Annotated in this window: 18 protein-coding genes; 1 reads left to right on the top strand and 17 read right to left on the bottom strand. The window is 45.1% G+C overall.

Translation table 11 applies throughout. The annotated features are described in order from the left end of the window. Positions 1-34 precede the first annotated feature (34 nt). The gene (gene gap / locus C7Y71_RS11125) at positions 35-1,060 is read left to right on the top strand and encodes a type I glyceraldehyde-3-phosphate dehydrogenase (protein WP_111898794.1); all 1,026 of its coding nucleotides are present in this window, start codon (positions 35-37) and stop codon (positions 1,058-1,060) included. Between the two features lie 84 nt (positions 1,061-1,144). On the opposite strand, the gene C7Y71_RS11120 is transcribed toward gap, so the two are convergent. The 17 genes from C7Y71_RS11120 to C7Y71_RS11040 all read right to left on the bottom strand — a co-directional run bounded on the left by C7Y71_RS11120 (position 1,145) and on the right by C7Y71_RS11040 (position 19,763). Next, positions 1,145-3,073, bottom strand: coding sequence for a heavy metal translocating P-type ATPase (locus C7Y71_RS11120; protein WP_111898795.1), 1,929 nt, complete (start codon positions 3,071-3,073; stop codon positions 1,145-1,147). 33 nt (positions 3,074-3,106) lie between these two features. Further along, a complete protein-coding gene (locus tag C7Y71_RS11115; protein ID WP_111898796.1) occupies positions 3,107-3,322 on the bottom strand; it encodes a cation transporter in 216 nt (71 codons plus the stop codon). A gap of 97 nt (positions 3,323-3,419) precedes the next feature. Continuing rightward, the gene (locus C7Y71_RS11110; RefSeq protein WP_193215915.1) at positions 3,420-4,052 is read right to left on the bottom strand and encodes a Crp/Fnr family transcriptional regulator; all 633 of its coding nucleotides are present in this window, start codon (positions 4,050-4,052) and stop codon (positions 3,420-3,422) included. 86 nt (positions 4,053-4,138) lie between these two features. After that, positions 4,139-5,194, bottom strand: a complete 1,056-nt coding sequence (locus tag C7Y71_RS11105; RefSeq protein WP_111898798.1) for an FAD:protein FMN transferase — start codon at positions 5,192-5,194, stop codon at positions 4,139-4,141. A gap of 43 nt (positions 5,195-5,237) precedes the next feature. Beyond that, entirely contained in the window at positions 5,238-5,942 is a 705-nt protein-coding gene (locus C7Y71_RS11100) for a DUF6048 family protein (protein WP_146739452.1), read from the bottom strand. Beyond that, positions 5,899-6,405, bottom strand: coding sequence for a DUF6452 family protein (locus C7Y71_RS11095; RefSeq protein ID WP_226943470.1), 507 nt, complete (start codon positions 6,403-6,405; stop codon positions 5,899-5,901). The genes C7Y71_RS11100 and C7Y71_RS11095 overlap by 44 nt, the downstream gene beginning before the upstream one ends. Next, positions 6,389-7,354, bottom strand: coding sequence for a glycosyltransferase family 2 protein (locus C7Y71_RS11090; RefSeq protein WP_111898800.1), 966 nt, complete (start codon positions 7,352-7,354; stop codon positions 6,389-6,391). Before C7Y71_RS11090 ends, C7Y71_RS11095 begins: the two co-directional genes overlap by 17 nt. A gap of 23 nt (positions 7,355-7,377) precedes the next feature. After that, positions 7,378-7,920, bottom strand: coding sequence for a DUF4199 domain-containing protein (locus C7Y71_RS11085; RefSeq protein ID WP_111898801.1), 543 nt, complete (start codon positions 7,918-7,920; stop codon positions 7,378-7,380). A gap of 22 nt (positions 7,921-7,942) precedes the next feature. Continuing rightward, positions 7,943-8,887 (bottom strand): phosphoribosylaminoimidazolesuccinocarboxamide synthase, encoded by a 945-nt coding sequence (locus C7Y71_RS11080; RefSeq protein WP_111898867.1) that lies wholly within the window; start codon positions 8,885-8,887, stop codon positions 7,943-7,945. Between the two features lie 30 nt (positions 8,888-8,917). Further along, complete coding sequence (locus C7Y71_RS11075; protein ID WP_111898802.1) at positions 8,918-9,910, bottom strand: PhoH family protein; 993 nt, start codon at positions 9,908-9,910, stop codon at positions 8,918-8,920. 28 nt (positions 9,911-9,938) lie between these two features. Further along, positions 9,939-12,437 (bottom strand): transglycosylase domain-containing protein, encoded by a 2,499-nt coding sequence (locus C7Y71_RS11070; protein ID WP_111898803.1) that lies wholly within the window; start codon positions 12,435-12,437, stop codon positions 9,939-9,941. A 42-nt stretch (positions 12,438-12,479) separates the two neighbouring features. After that, the gene (gene miaA / locus C7Y71_RS11065; RefSeq protein ID WP_111898804.1) at positions 12,480-13,376 is read right to left on the bottom strand and encodes a tRNA (adenosine(37)-N6)-dimethylallyltransferase MiaA; all 897 of its coding nucleotides are present in this window, start codon (positions 13,374-13,376) and stop codon (positions 12,480-12,482) included. Positions 13,377-13,385: 9 nt separating this feature from the next. Then, a complete protein-coding gene (locus C7Y71_RS11060; protein ID WP_111898805.1) occupies positions 13,386-13,928 on the bottom strand; it encodes an IS1096 element passenger TnpR family protein in 543 nt (180 codons plus the stop codon). Between the two features lie 49 nt (positions 13,929-13,977). After that, positions 13,978-14,751, bottom strand: a complete 774-nt coding sequence (gene lpxA / locus C7Y71_RS11055) for an acyl-ACP--UDP-N-acetylglucosamine O-acyltransferase (RefSeq protein ID WP_111898806.1) — start codon at positions 14,749-14,751, stop codon at positions 13,978-13,980. Positions 14,752-14,764: 13 nt separating this feature from the next. Then, on the bottom strand, positions 14,765-16,150 hold the full coding sequence (locus tag C7Y71_RS11050) for a bifunctional UDP-3-O-[3-hydroxymyristoyl] N-acetylglucosamine deacetylase/3-hydroxyacyl-ACP dehydratase (RefSeq protein ID WP_111898807.1): 1,386 nt from the start codon (positions 16,148-16,150) through the stop codon (positions 14,765-14,767). A gap of 53 nt (positions 16,151-16,203) precedes the next feature. Beyond that, positions 16,204-17,250: a UDP-3-O-(3-hydroxymyristoyl)glucosamine N-acyltransferase gene (gene lpxD, locus C7Y71_RS11045; protein WP_111898808.1), complete on the bottom strand. Its 1,047-nt coding sequence runs from the start codon at positions 17,248-17,250 to the stop codon at positions 16,204-16,206. Between the two features lie 272 nt (positions 17,251-17,522). After that, a complete protein-coding gene (locus tag C7Y71_RS11040; RefSeq protein WP_111898809.1) occupies positions 17,523-19,763 on the bottom strand; it encodes a RagB/SusD family nutrient uptake outer membrane protein in 2,241 nt (746 codons plus the stop codon). Positions 19,764-19,824: the final 61 nt, after the last annotated feature.

The raw sequence follows: 19,824 nt of genomic DNA, 5'->3' as shown, positions 1-19,824 counted from the left end.
AACAATATTCATTTTTTAATACAATCAAAAAATCATGACAAAAGTAGCAATTAACGGTTTCGGCCGTATCGGTCGCCTCGCTTTCCGTCAGATGTTCGAATCTGAAGGTTATGAGGTAGTAGCCATCAACGACTTGACCAGCCCCAAGATGCTGGCTCACCTGTTGAAGTATGACACCGCTCAGGGTGGTTTCGCTGGCAAATTCGGCGAGAACAAGCACACTGTAGAGGCTGGTGAAGACTACATCGTAGTTGACGGCAAGAAGATCACTATCTATGCAAAGCCTAACGCAGCAGAGCTGCCTTGGGGCGAACTCGACGTAGATGTTGTATTGGAGTGCACAGGTTTCTACACATCAAAAGAAAAGGCTTCTGCCCACATTCAGGCTGGTGCTAAGAAAGTTGTTATCTCTGCTCCTGCAGGTAACGATCTTCCCACCATCGTTTACAACGTAAACCACAAGACGCTTACTCCTGCTGACACTGTTATTTCGGCTGCTTCTTGCACCACAAACTGCTTGGCTCCTATGACCAAGGCTCTGAACGATTTCGCTGCTATCCAGAGCGGAATCATGACTACCGTTCACGCTTACACTGGCGACCAGATGATTCTCGACGGTCCTCAGCGCAAGGGTGACGTACAGCGCGCTCGTGCCGGTGCTCAGAACATCGTTCCTAACTCAACAGGTGCTGCAAAGGCTATCGGCCTCGTTATTCCTGAACTTAACGGCAAACTGATTGGTGCTGCTCAGCGCGTTCCTACTCCCACAGGTTCTACAACTATCCTGCACGCTGTTGTAAAGGGTGAAGTAACTGTAGAAGACATCAATGCTGCCATGAAGGCTGCTGCCAACGAATCATTCGGTTACACAGAAGAGAAACTCGTTTCAAGCGACATCATCGGTATGAAGTTCGGTTCACTCTTCGACGCTAACCAGACAATGGTTTCAAAGACTGGCGACGGCAACTCACTCGTTCAGGTAGTTGCTTGGTACGACAATGAGAACTCTTACACTTCTCAGATGGTTCGCACCATTAAGTACCTTGCAGAGTTGAAGTAATTCAGCCTTTTGGTAAAAAATCAGCCGTCCGAAATCGGGCGGCTTTTTTTGTGCTTAAACGTCCGAGACCGGACGTTTTTGGGGTTATTGTTCCTTTATGTACATGGCTCTTATGGCGTTTAGGACTGCTATAATCATTATTCCTACATCGGCAAAGATGGCGAGCCACATGTTTGCTATGCCAAATGCGCCAAGGAAGAGACATACGACCTTCACGCCTACTGCGAGTATGATGTTCTGCCAGACGATGTTCATGCACTTATTGGATATTCGCATCGCCTTGGCTATCTTTCTCGGGTCGTCGTCCATGAGTACCACGTCTGCTGCTTCGATGGCTGCATCGCTCCCCACACCGCCCATGGCAATACCGATATCAGCACGCGAAAGGACTGGTGCATCGTTTATGCCGTCGCCAATGAATGCCACTTTTCCGTTTTTCGTTTCAGAGATAATGGCTTCCACTTTTTCTACCTTTTCGTTGGGAAGGAGTTCTGTATAGACCTCCCCTACTCCGAGTGTTTCAGCCGTTTGTCTCGCTACGGCATCAGCATCGCCCGTAAGCACTACTGTACGGGCAACTCCTACGGCACCTAATGCCTTGACGGCTTCTGCTGCATGCTGTTTTACGACATCTCCGAGCACTACATGCCCCGCATATTTGCCTTCCACAGCCACATGGACGATGGTGCCTGCCGTATGGCAATGGCAATATTGAACACCCATCTGCTCCATCAGTTTCTCATTACCCACAGCCACTTTCTGACCATCAACGACAGCCGTTATGCCTTGTCCGCCAATTTCCTTTATATCGCTCACGCGGCTATGGTCTATCGGTCTGTTGTAGGCACGTTGCAGACTTTTGCTGATGGGGTGCGACGAAGCACATTCGGCAATGGCTGCGATTTCCAAAAGCCTTGCTTTTTCTTCTTCATCATTATTATCATGATCCTCCTTATCGTGCATAGCCGTAACTTCAAAGACTCCGAGAGTGAGTGTACCTGTCTTATCGAACAGCACCGTTTTTACTTTTGACAGGTTCTCCAGGATATTTGCTCCCTTCACCAGAATACCTCTACGGCTTGCGCCCCCTATTCCTGCAAAGAACGACAGCGGAATGCTTACAACAAGTGCACAGGGGCAACTGATGACGAGGAATGTCAGCGCACGGTATATCCACACGCTCCACTCTGCACCATTTCCTATGAAGAGGATGCGGACGATTGGCGGTATGATGGCGAGCGCCAAGGCACTGTAACAGACGATGGGGGTATAGACTCTGGCAAAACGGGCTATAAAGTCTTCCGATTTCGACTTATGGCTTGCACTGTCCTCCACCATTTCAAGAATCTTTGAGACGGTAGATTCTCCGAACTCTTTTGTTGTCCGGATTTTCAGAACACCTGTCATATTGATACTCCCGCTGATGATTTCTTCTCCTTCGGCAATTTCTTTTGGCAGTGATTCGCCTGTCAGCGCGGAGGTGTTGAGCGAGGACGCACCTTCTATGACTACTCCATCAATCGGCACCCTCTCGCCTGGGTTTACCACTATTACAGTCCCCACTTCCACATCGTCAGGATCAACACGCCGTATGGTTCCGTCGGGCTGACAGAGATTGGCATAGTCGGGCCGGATGTCCATCAACTTTGCTATACTGTTTCGGCTTTTTCCTACGGCATAACTCTGGAAGAATTCTCCCACTTGGTAGAACAGCATGACGGCTATCGCCTCATTATAGTCGCCACTGTCTTCGAAAAGCGCCAAGGCGAAAGCACCTAATGTTGCCACGGTCATCAGGAAATTCTCATCGAACACCCTGCGGTTCAAAATGCCATAACACGCTTTGCGCAAGATGTCGTAGCCTATTATCAAGTAGATGGCGAGATAATAGGCCAAGCCCTTCCCTACAGCACCGAATGGGAGGACAGACTTGTCGGGAAGTAGGGCGAGACCCACCATCAGAACAGCCGACAAGAGTATCCGGAAGAGTACTTTCTTTTGTTTTGAAGTCATCTTAATAAAGTCCCTTGGTGTTTAGATTTTTTATCAGAGCACATTGAAATCAGGCTCTATGCGTTTTGCCACACGGATGATTTCTTTCAAGACTTCTTCCGGATGCACATCATCTTCGTACTCTATTTTCATTTTCTGCGTCATGAAAGAGATGGTGAGGGTTTTCACGCCTGACACTTTTCGGGCAGCATTTTCAACGAGATTGGCGCAGTTGGCACAATCCACTTCTATCTTATAAGACTTTTTCATTTGCTTTTATGATTTTTTTTACGCTGCAAAGATACGACTGGTTTGTTGCAACTCAGTTGCAATCTTACTTTGCTGCGTTATGCTACATTTTTTCTTTTCATAGTTTTTCGAGGTTAGGTATTTCTATGATACCTCTTGACGTTTCAATGAGTTGCTCTTTTCTGTATTCTTCGAGCATGGCTTGCAACACTTGCAGCGCCACAGCCATTTCGCGCGCCAAGACTTGCTGCGTGATTTGCAACTGCTTTCTGCCGACCGGCCTCAGGCAGCGATTTTTAACAAATTGGACAAACCGTTTTTGCGGTGTTCTCGGTATGGTTTGCCATGCCATTCGCATTGCTTGCTGTTGTCGCCACGAGAAGTAATTCATATAGTTCAGGCGGAATGTGGTGTATTCCATCAAGACATTGAATACATCTGTTTTTGAAATTTCCAGCACACTGACATTCGAAACGGCAGAGAAAGACCTCGTGTGTGCCGTATCCAATCCATACAACGATTCGGGACAAATAAGTGTGGGTTTATCCGTCCATTCCGTAAGCATATAATCTCCCGCAGGGTTTTCCCTCTCCACTTTCAATGCTCCACGCAGCACGAAACGATATGCATCACATTCATCACCTTGACGCACGATAGTGGTGCCTTGTACATAATTCCGGAAATACAGCCTTATTCTTTCAGCAATTTCATAATAATCGTGTTCCGGCAGCCCCTGAAAAAACGGGAGCAATAATAAGCGTCGATATAAATTGTCTGCTTGCAACGATTAAAAACTGAGGAAGTAAAAAAACTTACTATGAATAAAATCCACCTTTATTATTGTGACACCATTTTTTTGAACCCATCTGTACTCCATGTTGTTGTGCCACCTTTCCCATCATCGCAGATGAAGAAAGCCTGCAATTCTTTGTGCTTCGCGAGAACCTGCCTTGCCTTTTCCGGCCCCATCACCATGAAGGATGTTGCATAAGCATCGGCGGTAGCACAATCAGCAGCAATGACTGTGGCAGACAGTAGCGAATGCTGTACAGGACGGCCTGTCTTGGGATCTATGGTGTGGGCATACCGTTTACCGTCTTTTTCATAATAGTTGAGATAGTTTCCGCTTGTAGCAACTGCTTTATTACTGAGTGTGATTTTAGCCTCTATTTCCTGGTTTGCCACGGCATTTTCAGAGGGGGTGCTAATACCTATTACCCAAGGTTGCCCCTTGTCCTTATGCCCTTTTGCCACCACCTCGCCTCCTATTTCTACCATATAGTCCACCACGCCATGCTGTTGCAGGGCATGTGCCACCCGGTCAACGCCATAGCCTTTTGCTACGGCACCGCAGTCGAACACCATATCAACATTGTCTTTCACGACCGACTTTCCCTCTATTCGGTACATTTTATAGCCCACCAGAGGGAGGAGGCTATCAATTTGCGCGTCAGTTACATTACCACGGTTTTTGAAACCAAACCCCCAGAGATTGACCAGCGGTCCCACGGTGATGTCGAATGCACCATCTGTGGCTTGCGACACTTGTGTGGCAAGATTGAAGACGTACCTGACGTGTTCGTCGATGGTGTCGGTGATATTCTGATTGATTTTTGAGATAGTGCTATTCTCATCGAAGATGGAGAGCGAGGCATTCACTGCATCCAATTCTTTCACAATGTCTTGAGTCAGGTCTTCGCTGGAGATATACTTCACCATGTAGGTAGTTCCAAATATTTTTCCCTGCGCCGTACGCATTTCCATCTGCTGATGACGCTTGATGATATAAAAAGATGCAACGCCGAGGAAAAGAAGGAACAGCAAACGGATTGTCCATTTAAGTTTCGGACTGAGCGATTTTGGCTGTCGCTTGGTATTTTGAGGATTGTCCATTCGTACTATGATTTGAAACTTGGGATGCAGGTATCTACACTTCTCAGATATCTACGATAAAGTTGAATGTTGCGCCGAAGACGTGCGAGTCATTTTTTCCGAAGCCCGGTATATACCATGCCTGTCCGGGTTCTGAGACTTTCTGATGAAAACGGTGTTTATATCTTGCTGTCCAACCCAGATGTATGATTTTCCATATTTTTGCTTCGAGCCCGAAGACCAATTCACCCCAAATGGCATCAGATTTCACGTCTTTGAAGTTGATGGGCACTGGTGTATTCCAGACAGGGTCGATAATGTCTGACGAAGTGAGATCGTATTTGAAATTGGTGTATGCCACTCTCACACCTCCGAAGATGCGATTGCCTGTGCGCCAGTCTTTTGCAAAATTATAGTCAAGACCTATACGTGCGTATGGTGCAGACGTCTTGAACTTCAACTCTGTTCCATCATCCTCCTTTTCACTCACGCCAAGTCCCAATTCCACTACCGGGAAGTATCGATGCTTGAAATTTGCACGTATTGCTCCTTCGTATTGCCCGTATGACGTAGCCAGCGCCATAACCGCTCCAGCCAAATCGAAGGAAACCGCCATTCCTGCGAATTTTGGCGCATCTTTATCAGGCGGCACATTGCCCGGCAGCGACTGCACCCCTCTGAAGCGAATGGTGTCGGTCTGAGCCATGGCACTGAGCAGGAAGCAACTACTCAATATGGCTGGCAAGATAAATCTTAAGATTTTCGACATCTTCATAATTTACTTGTTTCCTAACTATCGCCACACTATCTATTGCATTATGTGTGGTTACAACGTCTTTAATTTCGTGGAAGAATGACAATGGGCAATCCAACGATTCAAAGTGCGCTTCATTGGTATGGCTCACTCTTAGCGTGTCAATATATGATGTTCCATCCACTTCGGTAAATTTGAAAATCAGTGTATCGACATCAGCCACATAGTTCATAGGCAGTGCGAATGAAGAGACATTCTGTGCCCCGTTAAGCAATATGGAATCTGTGCCTGCCGCCATGACCGTGAGCGAGTCGGTAAGATTCTGTTCTGAGCCATTAGCGTCGTAAAGGCCGCAGGTCATCACCACAACATTGTCGAGCGGGCAATCCACTTCTGAGCAGGACTGTGTCAGCGACATGGCGGTTGATACCAAGATGGCACAGACGGCAAGGGCTAATGCTTTAGATTTGCTTTTCAATCTGATATTCATTTCTGCTGTCTGCATTTCTGCTAATGAGTTCTCCCACGAAGCCTGTCAAGAAAAGTTGTGTGCCCAAGAGCATCATGGTCAGTGCTATGTAGAAATAGGGCGAATCGGTTACGAGCGGTGCCGGTGTGCCATTCCAAAGGTGCACGAGTTTTACTGCACCTACGATTATGACCGCAATAAATCCTATGAAAAACATCAACGAGCCCAGAAAGCCAAAGACGTGCATGGGTTTCTTTCCGAAGGAATTGAGGAAACTCAGCGAGAGCAGATCGAGATAGCCGTTGACGAAACGATTCAGTCCGCCGAACTTGGTATGCCCAAACTTACGAGCCTGATGGTGCACCACTTTTTCACCTATCTTATCAAATCCTGCATTTTTTGCAAGATATGGGATATATCTGTGCATTTCGCCATAGACTTCGATATTTTTTACCACATCCTTCCTGTAGGCTTTCAGACCGCAATTAAAGTCGTGCAGGTTCTTTATTCCGCTCACTTTCCTTGCCGTGGCATTGAAAAGTTTTGTAGGAATGGTTTTTGACAGCGGGTCATAGCGTTTTTGCTTATAGCCTGAGACGAGGTCGTAGCCTTCTTCTGTTATCATGCGATAGAGTTCGGGTATTTCATCGGGACTGTCTTGCAAATCGGCATCCATCGTAATGACCACACTTCCCTGCGCTTCCTTAAAGCCGCAGAAAAGCGCTGGCGACTTTCCATAGTTCCGACGGAACTTAATGCCGTGAATACGACTATCCTTGCCGGCAAGTTCTTCTATTACATTCCACGAATTGTCTGTACTTCCATCGTTGACGAAAATGACCTCATAGGTAAAATTGTTTTCCTTCATCACCCGAGTGATCCACTCGTAGAGTTCAGGAAGGCTTTCGTCCTCATTGTAGAGAGGTACTACTACGGATATATTTAACTCTTTGTCCATTGTTTCTTGTTTTATGGATAGTTTTAATTCTGAATATTTTCAGCATCTCCGAATGCTGGATTTTTCTTACACACAGCAGCCACAATCAGCGACATCAAAGGCGCCACAATGACATTGATGTAAATTACAGAAAGTGCATAATCTGCAGGTTTTACATTTTTGAACTCCTTGAGATATTCTTTCATGCCTGGAAATCCTTGTGCTCCAGACTGCTGAAATTCTTTCTGCATGACTTCAATCACTTGACGCGTGTATTCACCGCCATCTATAAATGCCATATATACATAGGTTGCAGCCGCTATGATGAGCATGGAATAGAATGCCGTGAAGAGACTGTGCAAATACGCATTGCCGAAAGAGAAGCCCAGACGAGGATTCATTACCTTAGAGCGATACTTCCTTGTCAGACGTATCATCAGGAAAACCGAATATATAATCAATGCCCAATTTACAATTCCCAACCAAGTCATACTGATGGAATACCTCTGTACAAGGATGGAAACCACCCCATAGAGTCCGAAAATGATGCCATGCTGCATGGCATATTTATTTAGTTCCCGCATCATTGGTTATTCTTGTTGATTATATCTACTTTAAGAGATAGTTGTTTACATTGCGTTCTATTCGCTCTGCTATGTTCTGACCTTCTTCGCGCACAAACGTTTCGCCTGTGATGTGCTCATACAGTTCTATATAACGCTCGGATATGCCTGCCACTATTTCCGGTGTCATTTCGGGCACTGTCTGTCCCGCCTTGCCTTGGAAGCCATTATCCATCAGCCATTCGCGCACGAATTCTTTTGACAGTTGACGCTGGGGCTCTCCTGCTTCGAAGCGTTCCTGATAGCCTTCGCTATAAAAGTAGCGACTGGAGTCGGGGGTATGTATTTCGTCCATGAGGACAATTTCGCCGTTGCGCTTACCGAACTCATACTTTGTATCTACAAGGATTAGTCCACGTTGGGCTGCGATTTCTGTTCCACGGCGGAAGAGTTCGATAGCATATTTTTCAAGGATTTCATATTCCTCCGGCGTTGCGAGTCCTTGTTCAAGGATTTGTGCTTTTGAGATATTCTCGTCGTGCAATCCGAGTTCTGCTTTTGTCGTTGGAGTGACTATAGGTTCAGGGAAACGTTCGTTCTCTCGCATACCTTCAGGCAGGCGAACGCCACATATCTCACGCATGCCATCTTTATATGCCCGCCATGCACTGCCACAGAGATATCCGCGTACAATCATTTCGAGCGGAAAGCCTTCACACATCATACCGACAGTTACCATTGGGTCTGGAGTGGCTTGTTTCCAATTAGGGCATATATCTTTTGTTGCATCGAGAAACTTTGCTGCTATTTGGTTGAGCACCTGACCTTTATATGGTATGCCTTCGGGCAGCACCACATCGAATGCCGAAATACGGTCGGTTGCCACCATAACGAGCGTTTCGTTGTTGATATTGTACACATCACGCACCTTGCCGTGATATATACTAGTCTGACCTTTGAAGTTGAAATCTGTTTGCGTTAATGCTTTCATATTCATTGTTTTCTTAGTTGACGGCAGAGTTTATTCCTCCTCCTGCCTATTGTTTTTATTATTTTTCTTTTCCATTTGCCTTTCGAGCATCATCTTTTCGTCGCGTTCGTAGGCTTCTACAATTCGCGTTACGAGTTTATGCCGCACGATATCTCGTTTGTCGAGTTCGATAAATGCAATGCCTTGTATATCTTTCAGGATTCTCATCGCCTCGAGCAGTCCGCTTCTTTGGCTGGGCGGCAGGTCTATTTGTGTATAGTCGCCCGTTACAATCATTTTCGTATCCTTCCCCATTCGGGTGAGGAACATTTTTATTTGCGACTTTGTTGTATTCTGTGCCTCATCGAGAATTACAACTGCATCGTTGAGCGTACGACCTCTCATAAAAGCCAGAGGCGCTATCTGTATGACATTTGTTTCGATATATTCTTGAAGTTTTGCCGCAGGAATCATGTCTTGCAATGCGTCATACAGGGGTTGCAGATAGGGGTCAACTTTCTCTTTCATATCTCCCGGGAGAAAGCCGAGTTTTTCGCCAGCCTCTACTGCCGGGCGACTGAGCACTACTCGCCGTATTTCTTTGTTTTTCAAGGCTCTTACAGCAAGTGCTATAGCCGTATATGTCTTGCCCGTTCCTGCTGGCCCTACTGCAAAGATCATATCGTTCTTGGCATAGGCGTCCACTATTTTCCTTTGGTTTTCGCTTCGTGCCGTAATAGGTTTCCCACCTGTGGTATAGACTATGACATCCGAATTTTCACGTCGCGGTTGTTGGCCTTTCACTATGTCGAGGATATCCTCCTCTGAAAGTTGGTTGAACGTGGTGCAATGTTTTTCGAGTGCTTCAAAGATTGCCTCAAAACTTGCCATTTCGTCTTCGTCGCCTATCACCTTAACGACATTGTCGCGTGCCACTATACGCAGTTTTGGGCATAGCGCACGCAACATCCTCAAATTGGCATTGCCGGCTCCATAGAATATTATGGGGTCGGCAGTTTCGAGCACAAAATGACGTTCAATCATATAATGATTTTTAATTATATTGTTGATATCAATCGAAGAGGTGCTCCACGTTTTCTTGCGGTTTCGCCGCCGGTTTTGGTGGCGCTGCATTACTCTTCTTTTCAGGAGCCGGACTCTGCTGCGGTTGTGGCACAGGGTGCGACGAAGGATGCGGGGTATTAGCAGCCGGTGCTTGATGCACCTCTGGTGGTCTGCTCTCGATGTTACTTTCCACATTTGCATCTTCACCTGCCCCGTCTGGTACTGCATCAGGAACTATGACGTCTCCTTCACCTTGGCGTACACCATATTCATCACTCGATCGGTCAATAATCACTTTCGTAGGCACTGTTGTGGATATAGCCTTACCTCCTCTGTCATATTTCCTGAGATATTTTCCATTTATGGCGGGATTTCCCATGACTCTTTGCAAGAATTCTCCTATGATAGGCAACACCATCGTACCTCCATATCCTCCGGCACGCACGAAGTTGTATTCTCCTCCTATCCATGCTCCTGCAACAAGGTTGGGCGTTACTCCCACGAACCATGCATCAGCCTTGTCGTTAGTGGTACCTGTTTTGCCACCATAATCGAGTTGGGTGGCGTATGAACCGATGTATCCTCCGAGTTTGGTCGAAGTGCCGCCTGGGTCATGCGCACCAGCCGAGAGGAGTGTTCTCATTTTTTGTGCCACATCTATAGACACTGCCGATGTGCTTTCTTGCGATGCCCTATAGACTACCCGACCTTCTGAATCTTCTACATAATCAACAAGTACAGGCTCAACATGTTCTCCACCATTGGCAATAGTTCCGTATGCGCTGACAAGTTCGAAAGGCGTTACTTCGCTTGCACCAAGACACATGGCGAGGTTCTCGTTGAGTTCTGATTTTATTCCCATATCGTGGGCTGTTGCAGCCACGTTTGGTGTCTTCATTTCATGACCTATACGTGCGGCAACGGTATTCACACTTCGTGCAAACGCCGACCTGAGCGAAAGGTATTGTCCGCTATAATGTCCACCTGCATTTTGGGGCCATTCCTTACCATTGACCCTCAGCGGTGCATCGAGATAGGAATCGTTAGGTGTCTTCCCACGTTTCATTGCCGTGGTATAGACAAAGAGTTTGAAAGTTGAGCCAGGCTGATGTGGCGCCATGACTTTGTCGTACTGCCACGTTTTGTAATCGACATCGCCCAGATATGCCTTCACATGCCCGGTTGTAGGTTCTATAGCAACAAAACCTATGTGCATAAATTTCAGCATATACCTTAACGAATCGACGGTGCTCATCTGTGCATACCGTTCGTGGTTAGTTGCTCCATAATCAAAGAGCCTCACGCGATGTTTCTTGTTAAGATAATAGTTTACACTGTCACTTTGTCCTGGATAGAGCGCTGCAAGGCGCTTGTATTCGCTTGTTTTCTTAACAAGTTCTTTTATTCTTCTTTCGGGCACTGTAACACCTCCGGCGCTTGTCTGTATGCTCTGCATATTGCGCCATACGGCTCTCTTTGCATACTCCTGCATGCGTGAGTCGAGTGTCGTATGTATCTTCAGTCCATCAACGTATGGGTCGTAACCCGGAAGTTTATCCTGCAACTCATTAAGCACCGCCTGACGGAAATAGAGTGCGTTACCATTCAGTAAGTTTTCTTTTTCAAAGTGTAACTTTATCTTCTTTTGCCTGATAATCCGGTCGTACTCTGATTGTGAGATCTTGTTATTATCGAGCATAAGGCCAAGTACCACGTTTCTTCGCTCAAGACTTTTCTCGGGATGCAGGTTAGGATTGTAAGTATTGGTGGCTTTAAGCAGTCCTACGAGTACTGCCGCCTCCTCTGTTTTCAGTTTCAGAGGCGTTGTGCCGAAATAGGTTTTAGCAGCCGTATTTATTCCAAAAGCGTCTGATCCGAAGTCCACCGTATTGGCATACATGGTCAGAATTTCCTCTTTTGAATAGTACATTTCGAGTCCCACAGCCAAAATTATTTCCTTACTCTTCATCACGAGAATTCTGAGTCCCGGAATCTTTCCGAGAAGTCCTGTGCCATACTTGGATCGTGTGCCGAATTTATTCTTGACAAGTTGCTGTGTGATGGTTGATGCTCCACGGGAATTACCTGCGATGGCGTCCTTTATTGCTCCCCCAAGTCCTTGCAAGTCTATACCATTATGGGAATAGAAGCGTTTGTCTTCTGTTGAAATCAAGGCATCGAAGAATACTGGTGCTATAGAGTCGTAGGGCACGAGCGTTCTGTTTTCGTTGAACACTTTACTCAACGTTTGCCCGTCTGCGCTTATGATTGTTGACGCTACTGGCGATTTGTGCGCCATGATTTCAGACAGCGATGGTGAATCGCCGAAAAGCCAAAGGAAATTGGTCAATACTGCGAATATGTAGAATGCAATAAACATCACAAAGGACATAAACGCAATCCATATTTTCTTCAGCCAACCTGCATTGCGATACAGCCCAAAGTACCACCCGAAGGTTACTTTTATGGCATTCCAAAGGTATAGTGGTATTTTCAGTAGAAACATAAGTATCTTTTCCCTTTTCTCTTTTTTAGTTTCTGTTATTTGTTATTTCGCGTTGTCCAGGAAGTTCAGTATCTGTTGCTCTTCATCCGGATGGAACCATCTGACTTCGGGGTCTCTTTTGAACCACGTCATCTGCTTTTTGGCATATACTCGCGTGTTCCGTCTTATTTTCTCAAGGGCAAAGTTGATTTCCCATTCGTTGTCTAAATATTTGAAGAGTTCTTTATAGCCAACAGTATTCAGTGCGTTGCAGTGCCTGTATTGGATGACTTTCCTTGCCTCATCGAGCCATCCCTGCTGCATCATGACATCTACTCTGCCGTTTATTCTGTTGAAAAGGTCTTCACGTTGTCGTTGCAGTCCTACCTTGACGATATCGAATGGTCGTTTCTTTCTTTCATTTCTATGAAAAGAAGAGAACGGCTTTCCCGTCATGTAGCATATTTCGAGTGCATGTACGACACGTTTCGGATTGTTCTTGTCGCATGCATCATAATATGCAGGGTCGAGGAGCCGCAATTCCTGTACAAGTTTTTCGAGACCTTCTTCCTGGAGTTTTTGTTTCAGTAGGAGTCTTGTTTCCTGATCCACTGTGGGCACATCGTCCAGTCCCTTACATACGGCATCTATGTAGAGCATGGAGCCTCCTGTGAGCACAAGATTGTCGTGCGTTTGAAAAAGCCGTGGCAACAGTTTCATTACATCCGCCTCATACTGTGCCGCACTGTAATACTCATCGAGCGGGAGTTTTCCTACAAAGAAATGCGTTACCCTTTTTTGCTCTTCAGCAGTTGGTGCAGCCGTGCCTATAGGAATATCCCGATAAATTTGTCGAGAGTCTGCATTGATGATGGGGCATCGAAACATCTCTGCTATGTTGAGGCTTATCTGAGTTTTGCCTACAGCAGTTGGTCCGATTATTACGATGAGACGTGGCAAGACTTTTGCTTAATATGGTGTCTGACTTATCTCGTATGCTTCAGGGCTCAAATCGTCATCATCGAACTGGTCCGCCCCATAGAAATCGTCCTCAAAGTCTTCTATAGGCGTGATCTTCGTATTTACCGGTGCCGTATAATTGAGTTCCGCTATGTGTACTGGTGCATCTCCTTTTATTCTCTTTATTTCAGGTTTTTCCTGTTTCACACCTGTAAGCACATCTTTCACACTGAGGAAGAATGAGCGTTCTGAGAATGGGTCGAACACGAATTCCAGTTTTTGGCCTTTGTCGTCGATAAATTCACGGAGTTTAAGATTCTCCATTACATAGATGTCATCTTCAGCCGCGCTACCCATATCTTGGCGTGTGATTTGTTCACCGCGTTCCCATTCATCATTCAAGATATAAAACGATGTCATTTGATCATCGGGGTATCCGCACGATTCGAGTATGAGTTTATTTAAGTCGAGAAATGTTGCTTCATCGCTGATGAGATATTCACGTACAAAACCTTCAACCTCATCGCAAACCATTTTCAATTTGATTACCATAATGTTCAGAAATTGATCGGTGTCAGTAATTATTTCAGTTGTTCTACTATTATGCAGGTTGTATGATGCCTCTCTTTGACGTTTTTACGAAATCCACGATATAGTCTATTTCTTTAGACTGTGGTACTTCAGTCTTGATGAGTTCGAGTCTTTCTGCCTGCAGTTTTGTATTTTGATAGAGAATGCGGTACGCATTGTGTATATTATCGATTATGTTTTTATCGAAGCCTCTTCGCCTTAGTCCAACTATATTCAAGCCGACAAATGCGATAGGTTCTCTGGCTGCCATAATGAAAGGCGGTATATCCTGGCTCGTTCTTGAGCCTCCACCAACCATTACATAACTCCCTATTCTGCAGAATTGGTGTACGAGTACGCATGCGCTAAGAATGGCAAAGTCATCAACTATGACTTCTCCGGCAAGTTTTGTGGTATTTCCTATTATGCAACCATTGCCAACGAATACATCGTGAGCCACATGGGCACCTTCCATAATAAGATTGTTGTTACCTACTACCGTGCGTCCTTTTGCAGCGGTGCCTCTGTTAACAGTTACGTTTTCTCTGAAGGTGTTGTGGTTTCCGATTTCAGCAGTAGTTTCCTCACCTGCAAATTTCAGGTCCTGTGGTATGGCACTGATTACAGCACCCGGAAAGAATGTATTGCCTTCCCCTATGCGTGCTCCATCAAGAACCGTTACGCTATTCATAAGAACGTTGTTATCTCCTATCTCTACATTCTTGTCGATGTAGCAGAAAGGTCCAATCTCCACATTTTTCCCAATTTTTGCTTCAGGATTGACGTATGCTAAAGGGCTTATCATATCTGTGTCCGTTTTATTTGTTCTTGATAATTTGTGCTGTAAAGGTTGCTTCCATCACTATTGTTTCTCCAACGAAGATAAATCCTTTCATCGTAGCGAGATTATGTCTTAAGGGACCTACGAGTTCTGCACGGATAATCAGTGTGTCGCCCGGCACTACTTTTTTTCTGAATTTCACATCGTTGATGCGCGTGAAATAAGTGCTGTGGCGTTCAGGTTCTTCAGTGGAGTTAAGGATATACAATCCTCCGGCCTGTGCCAATGCTTCCACTTGCAACACGCCCGGCATGACGGGTTCTTGTGGGAAATGTCCTTGGAAGAAAGGTTCGTTCGACGTTACATTCTTTATCGCCACGATATAATTAGCCCCGATTTCGATGACCTTGTCCACGAGTTGCATAGGATAGCGGTGCGGCAGGAGTTCACGAATACGATTGACTTCTATCAGCGGTTCACTATTGCAGTTATAGTCGGGTGCCTGAACATCATGTTTTCGGATTTCACGCCTCATTTGGCGTGCGAATTTATTGTTGATGGTATGTCCGGGACGCGTGGCTATGATTCTTCCGCGAATGGGGCGGCCAATGAGCGCCATATCGCCTATGATATCGAGAAGTTTGTGTCGTGCAGGCTCATTACGCCATGCCAATGGTTTTTCATTCAGATATCCGAGTTTTGTGGCATCTCTGTGCTCCACTTTCATATAATCCGCCATCTGGTCGAGTTCTTCCTGCGAAACTTGATGTTCGTAGATAACGATGGCATTGTCGAGATCGCCTCCTTTGATGAGTCCCGCCTTGAGGAGGGGTACGATTTCTCTTACAAAGACAAAAGTTCTTGCAGCAGCAATTTCCTTGTCGAAATTCTCCATATTGTCGAGTGTGGCAAACTGGCTGTTGAGGAACTGTGAATCGAAAGATATCATCGCTGTGATAGAGAAATTCTCATCTGGCAGGATAATGATGGACGACCCGCTCTTTTCATCGACAAATTCAACCTTATGCTTGATGACGTACTCGTTCTTGTGTGCATTCTGCTCAACGATGCCTACACGCTTGATGTTTTCCACATAGACTGCCGAACTTCCATCAAGAATAGGTATTTCGGGACCATTCACTTGTATGAGACAGTTGTCTATGCCCATAGCATAGAGTGCAGCCATACAATGTTCTATTGTGCTACACTTCACATCTCCTTTTGCCACTACGGTTCCACGGCTCGTATCAATAACGTTTTCTGCTATTGCTTCTATAACAGGCTGCCCCTCCAGGTCGATGCGTTGTATCAGATATCCATGATTTTCCGGAGCAGGATTGAGTGTTGCAGTGAGGTTGAGCCCTGTATGCAATCCTTTACCAAAGAGCGAGAAGCTTCCTTTAAGAGTTCTTTGTTTTGACATTATGATCTAAATTTCAAATTCTATTGTTGTAGAACAAGGAACAATGGTGAGTTTTATTTTTCTTGCAACTGTTGTTTCAACTCTTCGAGTTCCTTTTTCATCGTGTTTAATTCTTTATACAAGTCGGGAAGTTTTTTGAATATGACAGAGGAGCGTTGTGCCTGAGTATAGTCGATAGCCGGTGTTCCCCAGAGTGCGACTCCCTCCTTACGTATGCTTCCGGCGATACCGGTTTGTGCTCCTGCACGTACGCGGTCGGCAATCTTGGCATGTCCTGTAATACCGACTTGCCCACCGAACATACACCATTCTCCTATTTTGGTGCTTCCTGCCACTCCTGTTTGAGCAGAAAGCACAGTATGGCTTCCAACCTCCGTATTGTGCGCCAACTGCACGAGATTGTCAACCTTTACATCCTTGTGGACTATGGTTGCACCCATTGTGGAACGATCAACACAGGCGTTTGCACCGATTTCAACATCGTCCTCAATGACAACTATACCAATTTGCGGAATTTTCTCATAGCCATCCTCTGTAGGCGCAAATCCGAATCCATCCGCACCGATGACACAACCTGAATGCAATGTAACCCTGTTTCCTACCACACAATCATGATAGACAGAAACATTAGGATAAATAAGACAGTTCTCTCCTACTTTTGCATTCTGCTCCAAAACGGCATGAGGATAAATCTGGGTGCCTTTACCCACTGTTACATTTTCGCCTATGTAAGCAAAGGGTCCTACATAACAATCTTCGCCTAATTTTGCAGTTTCGGACACGAAAGCCATTGGGTGTATGCCTTTTCTGGCAGGTTTGCTCATTTCATACATTTTAAGCAGTCGAGCCACGCATTCATAAGCATTATCTACTCGAATAATAGTGGCTCTGACAGGTTGTTCTGGCTTAAAATCTTTATTTATGAGTACTACGCTCGACTGAGTTTCGTAAAGATAATTAGCATATTTCGGATTGGACAAGAAGGAGATGGCTCCAGGTTTCCCTTCTTCTATTTTAGCGAAGGTACTCACAGTGGCTTGCGGGTCGCCTTCTAACGTTCCTTGTAAAAAGTCAGCAATTTGACGGGCTGTAAATTCCATATTTTCAGTTTTACTCTTTTTAGGGTATAACCCTATGAATTTATATTAGTGCAAATATCGGTAAAATAAATTGTACTACAGCGTAAAAAGATATTTTTTTTTGATTGGTTCAATGCTACACATAAAAAATGCGTATTGTATTTGTTTGTAAAAGTACAAAAGACTTTTGACATGACAAAATGCGACTTATTACAAAGATTTAACATGTGTAATGCAAAAGAGGTTGTGTCGTTATGTTGACACAACCTCTTTTCTAAGATTAGTTCATGTAATTATTTGAACACCGGACTTGCCAGATACCAGTTGTTCATGTCTTGCAATTTCGAATAGATTGCAGAATTGGTAATTACTGTTGGTTCTTCGTATGGCTTAAGATCTGCGTCTCTTCGCCCGATGAGCCATGCCATCCATAAAGTACCATATCCAGCACCGAGGTTTGCATCATTGTTCTTATGCCTTGCCATACGCATGAGGTCGTAGTAACGGAATCCTTCGAAAGCAGTTTCAAGGGCAGCCTCATCAGCGATGAGTGTTTCTACGGCATTCTGTTGTGCAGCCATGTATGCTGCGTCAACTGGCTGTGCTTTCGGCGTAAGAATGCTACAAGTGATGGTATCAATAACAGTTGTGTCTCTTCCTCCATCAATTTCAATGGTGCGTACACGATAAAAATCTCTTGTTCCTGTAGTGTCGTAGAGAGATTCTTCTGCATCTTCGTCGAGCAATCGTTTAGCATAGCGTCTTGCCTCAGCTTTTGATGAGCCTGAACGTGCTGCTTCATCAAGAATGCGCTGCGCAACGAGAGTGTCATAGGTGAATACATAGTTTTCGTCTGTTGATTCACCGCATCCGAGTTCGTGAATACCACGATTTGTCCAGGTTGATGCTGAGAAATCGAGATATTCCTTAGTTTGTGCACGGTTGAACTCTTCTACAGGAATGTAGTTTGCGCCATCTTCTACACTATCTACAACATAGGCAGAATAAACGACTTTCTTGTCGAAATCGACAGAAGAGGTATCTACTTGAACAGAAATTGATGAAGGAAGTGCCTCATGGTTGAGACCATCGCGCAACACTGCAAATGCATAGTGCGGAAAACCGGCACGGTTGATAGCTTCAGCGAAGTGCAGATAAATCTGGCGTAGGCGGAAGATAGGTATGCAATAGCGGAAACTGAAACGGCTGCCAAAGCCTTCATTACTTACATTTCCTGCACAGAACTTATGCACGAAACGCAAATCGCCTTCATCTGTTCTGACTTTTGGTGCAGATGCAACAAGACGTGCGTCACCGATTTGTTCCGGGAAGTTGAGCAAGTCTTTGTTATCTTTATCAGAGATGGCGTATGCCTGATTTTCGTTAAGACTTACGTAACTATTAGATGGTGCTAACTGACGGTACTTGTAGTTTGCAGATACATTTACCTGTCCGCTTGTGTTGATATTTTCCTGACTTACAGAGCCTGTACTTGCATCAGTTGTGGCAGTGGAGCTGGTATTTGACGTAGATCTGGTTTCGAAACCATAAAGATTAGGAATTCTTGACAACACAAGTCCGAACGACTTATTGGCAGCCGATGGTGTCAGAACTTTGATTTCACCAGTGTTGGAATAAGTAGAGATATTCATATAAGCGGAAGTGTATCCACTTACGTTAGAATTATAAATATCTTCTCCATCACGTGTTAATCTTACCCAACTTGCAGGATTAAACGCCATGTTCCTTATTGAGTTTCTGTTGTAAAGATAGTCGTAGTAATACTTTGCTGCAGTTTCATAATCGGCGGTGTTTGCACCTCTGAGGAGATACAATTCTGCGATTATGATTTCAGAGGGGAAGAGCATTGCGTCAATACTTATCGAGTTACGTCCATTATTGATTGCGCCATAGTTTGGGAACCCATATTGCTTCTCATACTCGTAAGCTCTCATGAGATCGCCATCTTTAAGAAGGAGGTCGAGAAGGTTATCTGGCGTTGCCCATGCGGGCGGATTTGTTTCATAACCGGATGTTGCGGTACCGACAGCATCAACAAAGAATGGTACTCTTCCATAATTCTGCACAAGTTGCATATATGCCCATGCTCTGATTAGAATGACCTGAGCTGCTTCTTTGCGCATATAGTAATTATTGTTCTTTGTGCTGACAGTATCTACATCGCGCAGGTAGAAATTGCACTGATTAATTACATAATAGTATGCAGCGCGGTTGAGCAGATCATTGTCGCCATCGGCAAGGTTTTCGAAATTTGCCAATTTTGAGATAGAATCAGTGGTGAACGAAGTTGTTGACACAAGGTCGCCACGCACTTCACCAAGTATGGTGTTCTGTTCTGCCACCTGCTGAACGCTCCGGAGAATACCGAAGTAGTTGTTAACAGTATCCTTCAGCGTACGCCCATTAGCGTCCTGATAGGTATCCATATCAGGAGTCAGCATATCTTCACAAGAAGAGACGAGCCCCATGGATAGAAGGAATATAAACAGACCTAAAATTGATTTTGCTTTCATTGTTCAATATTTTTCTTTTAGGAAGTGTCTCTCTCTGGAGCAAGGCTCTCAGAGAGGACAC

This window comes from Pseudoprevotella muciniphila (genome assembly GCF_003265305.2).
GTDB classification, from domain to species: Bacteria; Bacteroidota; Bacteroidia; order Bacteroidales; family Bacteroidaceae; genus Alloprevotella; species Alloprevotella muciniphila.
This window is presented reverse-complemented; position numbering and strand designations above follow the sequence as displayed.

Excerpts from the sequence above, each read along its gene's own strand:
- gap (WP_111898794.1), top strand. The coding sequence starts at position 35 with ATGACAAAAGTAGCAATTAACGGTTTCGGCCGTATCGGTCGCCTCGCT.
- C7Y71_RS11120 (WP_111898795.1), bottom strand. The coding sequence starts at position 3,073 with ATGACTTCAAAACAAAAGAAAGTACTCTTCCGGATACTCTTGTCGGCT.
- C7Y71_RS11115 (WP_111898796.1), bottom strand. The coding sequence starts at position 3,322 with ATGAAAAAGTCTTATAAGATAGAAGTGGATTGTGCCAACTGCGCCAAT.
- C7Y71_RS11105 (WP_111898798.1), bottom strand. The coding sequence starts at position 5,194 with ATGGACAATCCTCAAAATACCAAGCGACAGCCAAAATCGCTCAGTCCG.
- C7Y71_RS11100 (WP_146739452.1), bottom strand. The coding sequence starts at position 5,942 with ATGTCGAAAATCTTAAGATTTATCTTGCCAGCCATATTGAGTAGTTGC.
- C7Y71_RS11090 (WP_111898800.1), bottom strand. The coding sequence starts at position 7,354 with ATGGACAAAGAGTTAAATATATCCGTAGTAGTACCTCTCTACAATGAG.
- C7Y71_RS11085 (WP_111898801.1), bottom strand. The coding sequence starts at position 7,920 with ATGATGCGGGAACTAAATAAATATGCCATGCAGCATGGCATCATTTTC.
- C7Y71_RS11080 (WP_111898867.1), bottom strand. The coding sequence starts at position 8,887 with ATGAAAGCATTAACGCAAACAGATTTCAACTTCAAAGGTCAGACTAGT.
- C7Y71_RS11075 (WP_111898802.1), bottom strand. The coding sequence starts at position 9,910 with ATGATTGAACGTCATTTTGTGCTCGAAACTGCCGACCCCATAATATTC.
- C7Y71_RS11070 (WP_111898803.1), bottom strand. The coding sequence starts at position 12,437 with ATGTTTCTACTGAAAATACCACTATACCTTTGGAATGCCATAAAAGTA.
- C7Y71_RS11060 (WP_111898805.1), bottom strand. The coding sequence starts at position 13,928 with ATGGTAATCAAATTGAAAATGGTTTGCGATGAGGTTGAAGGTTTTGTA.
- lpxA (WP_111898806.1), bottom strand. The coding sequence starts at position 14,751 with ATGATAAGCCCTTTAGCATACGTCAATCCTGAAGCAAAAATTGGGAAA.
- C7Y71_RS11050 (WP_111898807.1), bottom strand. The coding sequence starts at position 16,150 with ATGTCAAAACAAAGAACTCTTAAAGGAAGCTTCTCGCTCTTTGGTAAA.
- lpxD (WP_111898808.1), bottom strand. The coding sequence starts at position 17,250 with ATGGAATTTACAGCCCGTCAAATTGCTGACTTTTTACAAGGAACGTTA.
- C7Y71_RS11040 (WP_111898809.1), bottom strand. The coding sequence starts at position 19,763 with ATGAAAGCAAAATCAATTTTAGGTCTGTTTATATTCCTTCTATCCATG.